General features: G+C 77.2%; 6 protein-coding genes. All 6 read left to right on the forward strand.

Features of this window, described 5'->3' with window-relative positions; translation table 11 throughout:
- Window positions 1-122: 122 nt before the first annotated feature.
- Window positions 123-1127, forward strand: coding sequence for a glycosyltransferase family 9 protein (locus tag ABZV94_RS39815; protein ID WP_356349706.1), 1005 nt, complete (start codon window positions 123-125; stop codon window positions 1125-1127).
- Window positions 1117-2058: a glycosyltransferase gene (locus ABZV94_RS39820; protein ID WP_356349697.1), complete on the forward strand. Its 942-nt coding sequence runs from the start codon at window positions 1117-1119 to the stop codon at window positions 2056-2058. The genes ABZV94_RS39815 and ABZV94_RS39820 overlap by 11 nt, the downstream gene beginning before the upstream one ends.
- 91 nt (window positions 2059-2149) lie before the next feature.
- Window positions 2150-3082 carry a glycosyltransferase gene (locus ABZV94_RS39825; RefSeq protein ID WP_356349699.1) on the forward strand — a complete coding sequence of 311 codons (933 nt, stop codon included), beginning with the start codon at window positions 2150-2152 and terminating at the stop codon, window positions 3080-3082.
- Window positions 3083-3205: 123 nt separating this feature from the next.
- A complete protein-coding gene (locus tag ABZV94_RS39830; RefSeq protein WP_356349701.1) occupies window positions 3206-3712 on the forward strand; it encodes an STAS domain-containing protein in 507 nt (168 codons plus the stop codon).
- A 179-nt stretch (window positions 3713-3891) separates the two neighbouring features.
- On the forward strand, window positions 3892-5100 hold the full coding sequence (locus ABZV94_RS39835) for an ANTAR domain-containing protein (protein WP_356349703.1): 1209 nt from the start codon (window positions 3892-3894) through the stop codon (window positions 5098-5100).
- 89 nt (window positions 5101-5189) lie between these two features.
- Window positions 5190-5393: a hypothetical protein gene (locus tag ABZV94_RS39840; protein ID WP_356349705.1), complete on the forward strand. Its 204-nt coding sequence runs from the start codon at window positions 5190-5192 to the stop codon at window positions 5391-5393.
- The last annotated feature ends 51 nt before the right edge of the window (window positions 5394-5444 follow it).

The following is a 5444-nucleotide window of genomic DNA, read 5'->3' on the forward strand; positions in this document are numbered from 1 at the left end:
CGCGCCCGGCGTCCGGTGTCCGCCGGGCGCCCCCCGAGGCCGCCGACGCCCCCCAGCCGCTCTTCCCGAGACCCGGCCCGCCGCCCCTCCCCGGCTTCCGCACGCAACGGAGGACCCCCTCGGTGACCCGCATCCCCACCCCCCCCCCCGACCCCCCGACCGTCCTGGTCCTGCGCGCCCTGGGCCTGGGCGATCTGCTGGCCGGTGTGCCCGCGCTGCGGGGCGTTCGGCGGGCCTTTCCCGCCCACCGGGTCGTCCTCGCCCAGCCCCCGGGACTCACCGAACTCGCCCTGGAGACCGGCGCGGTGGACGCGGTGTTCCCGGCCGAGGCACCGGGCCGCGCGGTGCCCGGCCTCGGCCACTGGCCCGGCCCGCCCCCCGACGTGGCGATCGACCTGCACGGCAACGGCCCCGAGAGCCGCGACGCCCTGGCCGCCCTCCATCCGCGCCGGCTGCTCGCCCACGCCTGCCCGGACGGCCCGCCGTGGCAGGACCAGGCGAACGAACGGGACCGCTGGTGCGCCTTCCTGCACGGCTACGGCATCGCGGCCGACCCCCTGGACCTGAGGCTGCCCCGGCCCGCCACACCGTCCCCGGCCCCCGGCGCCGTCGTCGTGCACCCCGGCGCGGCCTCCGGCTCCCGCCGCTGGCCGGGGGAGCGGTTCGCCGCCGTCGTCCGGTGTCTGCGCGCGGCGGGCCACCACGTGGTCCTCACCGGCGGCCCCGGTGAGGACGCCCTGGTCCGTTCGGTCGCCGAACGCAGCGGCCAGCGCGGCGGCGACGTGCTGACCGGCGGCCTGCCGCTCGGGGAACTGTCCGCGCTGGTCGCCGGCGCGTCCCTGGTGCTCAGCGGCGACACCGGCCTCGCCCATCTCGCGGTGGCCCACGGCACCCGCTCCGTCACCCTGTTCGGACCGGTCTCCCCGCGCCTGTGGGGGCCACCCCCGGGCCCGGACCACCTCGCCCTGTGGAAACCCGGCCCGCCCGGCGACCCGCACGGCCCCACGCCCGACGCGCGCCTGCTGCGCATCCGCGCCGGCGAGGTCGCCGCGGCCTGTCTGACCTTGCTGCGGGACGCACGCGGCCGGCAGCGGCAGGCGGGATGGGAGGTGGCGCATGTCCACTGAGCGGGCCCCGGGCCGCGTGCACCGGCCCACGACCCCGGGCGAGCCCCGCGTCACGGTCGCCGTCATCACCCGCGACCGCACCGCCAGCCTGCTGCGGACCCTGGACGCGCTGGCCGCGCTGCCCGAGCGGCCACCGGTCATCGTCGTGGACAACTCCCGCGAGGACACCACCCGCCGCGCCGTGGCCGGCCACCCGGCGATCACCCGGCTGCTGCGTCCCGCCGCCAACACCGGCGCCCTCGGCCGCAACCTGGCCGTCCGGCACGCCGACACCCCTTACGTCGCCTTCAGCGACGACGACTCCTGGTGGGAGCCGGGGAGCCTCACCCGCGCCGCCGACCTCCTCGACGGGCACCCCCGGCTCGGCCTGCTCGCCGCCCGCACCCTGGTCGGCGACGAGGCCGCCGAGGACCCCCTCAACGCGGTGCTCGCCGACTCCCCGCTGCCCCGGGAACCCGACCTGCCCGGCCGGCCGGTGCTCGGTTTCCTCGGCTGCGCCTGCGTGGTCCGCCGCGACGCCTTCCTGAGCGCCGGCGGCTACCACCCGCTGCTCTTCTTCGGCGGCGAGGAGACCCTGCTCGCCTACGACCTGGCCGCCGCCGGCTGGGGCGTCGCCTACGAACCCTCGCTGCGCGCCCGCCACCACCCGGGGGACCACGACCGCACCGGCCGTTCCTTCCTCGTCCGGCGCAACCACGTGCTGACCACCTGCCTGCGCCGCCCCTGGCCCGTCGTCCTGCGCGCCGGCGCCGACCTCGCGCTGGCCGCCGCGGCCGGACGCCCCGGCGCGCGCCGCGCCCTGAAGGAGACCGTCGCCCGGTTCCCGGCCGCCCTCGCCCGCCGCCGGCCCCTGCCGCCGCGCGTCGAACACGCCGCCGGCCTGCTCGACCGCGAGACGGCAGGCACCTCCCGCGAAGGCGCCGGACGATGACGGCCCTGTCCGGTCTCCGGCCGTGCACGGGAAGTCGCCCGGCGACGACGGCCCCGGCCCGCTCCGACCACCCACGGGGAGGCGTCAGACGATGACCCGTACCGCGCCCGAGGCCCGTGCCCGGACCGCCCCCGACGACCGTACGACCGTCGTCCTGATCACCCACAACCGCCGCGACGAACTGCTGCGCACCCTCGCCCTGCTGCGCCGGCTGCCCGAGCGGCCCCCCGTGATCGTCACCGACAACGCCTCCACCGACGGCACCGCGCAGGCGGTCGCCCGGGAGTTCCCGGAGATGACCCTGCTGCGTCCCGGCCGGAACCTGGGGGCCATCGGACGCAACCTGGCCGTGCAGCGGGTCCGCACGCCGTACGTCGCCTTCTGCGACGACGACACGTGGTGGGAACCCGGCAGCCTGCGCCGGGCCGCCGATCTGCTGGACGCCCGTCCCCGGCTCGCGGGCGTCACCGCGCGGATCGTCGTCGAGCCGGACGGCACCGAGGACCCGGTCGTGCGCGAGCTGCGCGAGTCCCCGCTGTCCGGGCCCGACTGGCTCCCCGGCCCCGCCCTCGGCTCCTTCCTCGCCGCCGCCACCGTGCTGCGCACCGAGGCATTCCGCGCCGGCGGCGGCTTCCACCCGGGCCTGTGGCTCGGCGGCGAGGAGGAACTGCTCGCCTGCGACCTGCTGCGCCAGGGCTGGTGGCTCGCCTACGCGGAGGAACTCACCGTCCACCACCACGCCTCCCGGCTGCGCGACAGCACGGCCCGGCGCGTCCTCGGACTGCGCAACACCCTGTGGTTCACCTGGCTGCGCCGCCCGCTGCTGCCGGCGCTCCGCCGTACCGGGCACCTCGTCCGGACCGTGCCTCGCGACGCCGCCTCCGCACGCGCGTTCGCCCACGCCACCGCCGGACTGCCGTGGGTGCTGCGCCAGCGCGACCCCGTACCGCCGGACCTGGAGCGCAGGCTCGCCGCGCTGGAACGGGCCCGCAGGGACTCACCCGCCCGGCGGTACGTCGGCTGAGACCCCGGCGCTACGACACGCCCCGGGGCGTCGTTGCATCCCTCTCACGGCGCGGGCACAGTGATGTCCCGGTCAAGACGCGGCCGGCTGATCCTTCCTCCCCCTCCAGGAAGCCCGATCCCCGTGGAAACCCGATCACCCAGGGAAGACGGTCAGCCGTCCCCCGCCCGCGTCCGCCCCGGCGGCCCGGCCCCCCTGCTCCTGCAGACGGTGCACGAGCACCGCCCGGGGCTCGGCGGCATCAGCGTCCTGAAGACCCGGGGCACGGTCGACGCCTCCAACGCCCGGCTCTTCTCCGAAGCCCTCGCCGACCACGTGGCCCACGCCGGCCAGGCCGCGGAGCACCCCCTGCTGGACCTGAGCGAGGCGTACCTCGCCTGTGCCGACGCGGTGCGCTCACTGGAGCGGGCGACCGGAGCCCTCGCGCACACCGGCCGCGCCCTGTCCGTCGTCCAGCCCCGGCCGCACGTACGGGAGGCCCTGACCTCGGCCGGCCTGCCGGGCATCCGGGTGCACGCCACCCTGGCGTCGGCCCTGGACGCCCTGACGTCGTCCCGGGAACCGTCCCGGGAACGGGTGTGCGAGCCGGCGTACGAACCGGCCCGCCCGGAGTCCGGCGGCCTCGGGTAGCGACCGCGCGGCCCGCCGTCGCGCCGCACGGCGCGGTGGATGGCGCGGTCGAGGGCCCGGGGCCTACCGTGCGGGGTGGTGCACAGGTCAGGAAGCGGCCGACCGAGTTCTCTGGGACGTCCTGTCTGGGTGATGCGATGAAACCTTCTTCCGGCCGGCCTGCGGCACCGGCTCCCCTCGTGATCGAGTCCTCCGTCGTCGAGGGGCTGCCCGCCGAGGGGGCCCTCCTGCTGCGCATGTCGGGCAGCCTCGACGCCGACGGCGCCCAGGCCTGGTCGGAGGAGTTGCGCGGTCACCTGGAACAGGCGGACCGCGCCGGACTGCGCCCCGTGCTCGACATGGCGCACGTCCAGCTCGGCGGCGCCGCCGTGCTGCGTACGCTCAGCGAGACGACCCGGGCGCGCACCGGACGCCCCGACCTGATCATCGTCCGCGCCCGGCCCGGGGTCCGCGAGGCCGTGCACCTGGCCCGCCTGGACGGCGTCCAGCTGTACGCCACCCTCGACGAGGCGCTGCGCGAGCTGGCCCGCGCCGCCTCCCGGGTGGAGGAGCTGCCCGCCTGGCGGTCGCAGATGGCCGATCCGCTGCGGCCCTCGTACGAGGACCTGCACAAGGAGGTCCGCGCGCTGCGCGCCCGGGTGCGCACCGCCCCGGTGATCGGCATGGCACAGGGCACGCTCATGGTCCGCTACGGTCTGCCCGACTCCGGCAGCGCCTTCCGGGTGCTGCGCGAGGCCTCGCAGCGGTTCAACGTGCCGCTGCGGGTCCTCGTCTCGGCCGTGGTGGTGGCCCGGCCGCCGGACGGCGACGTGTGGTTCCCGGGCCGCCGCTCGCTGCCGGTGCCGCAGCTGCGGATGCTGGCCCGCGGCGGCCGGGACCCGCGCTACCGGCGGCAGATGATCGACGCCGTCCTGCACGAGGCGCTGGCCATCGGGACGGCACCCGCCGGGTACGTGCAGTTCGTGGACCCCGCCGTGAACGCCCTGATGCTGGAGACCCACCACGGCTGCGCGGAGATGCTCCTCGACCAGCTCGTGCGCGGCCGGGGCGACGGTACGGCCGACGCGGCGGCCCGGGTCCGGGGCCGCCAGGTGAGCGTGCCCGACGTGGCGACGGACGCCCAGCTCTCCGACGACTGCCGGCGCGTGCTGCTGGCCACCGGCACCCAGGCGGTGCACAGCATCCCGGTGCTCTCCTCCGCCGGCTCGTGCACCGGCGTGATCACGCTGCACTGGCCGGACGCCGGCCACCGGGCGACCGCCGCGCAGGCCGAGGCGTTCGCCCTGCTCGCCTCGGACACGTCGGCCTGGCTGAGCTGGTACCACCGCTCGGTGCTCCTGGACGCGCTCGAACACCTCCACCGCGCCCTGACCCGTCCTGCGCCCTGAGCCGATCCGCCGCGGGTGTGCGTCACCGGCGTCCCCCTGGGAACCCGGACCCCGAACGGAGCACGTACCACCCGGAGGGAGTCCGGCGCATGTCGAATCCGCAGCAGCCCGAACAGCGGCGCAGTGACAAGGGTGGCGCCACCCCGCAGGACAGCGGCGAGCTGAAGGCCCGCCAGACGGCCGGCCGGGACGCGGGCGGCCGCCCGCACGGCTCTGACAAGGCAGGAAAGGGCGGCAAGGGCGGGGGAGAGGGCGGTGGGGTGCCTCCGGCGCAGCAGCCCGACCACCCCTGACGGCACCGCACCCTGCCCGAGCCCGCATGCCGAACGGCCCCCGCGTGGGGC

It is taken from the genome of Streptomyces sp. NPDC004658, assembly GCF_040609555.1.
Lineage (GTDB): Bacteria > Actinomycetota > Actinomycetes > Streptomycetales > Streptomycetaceae > Streptomyces.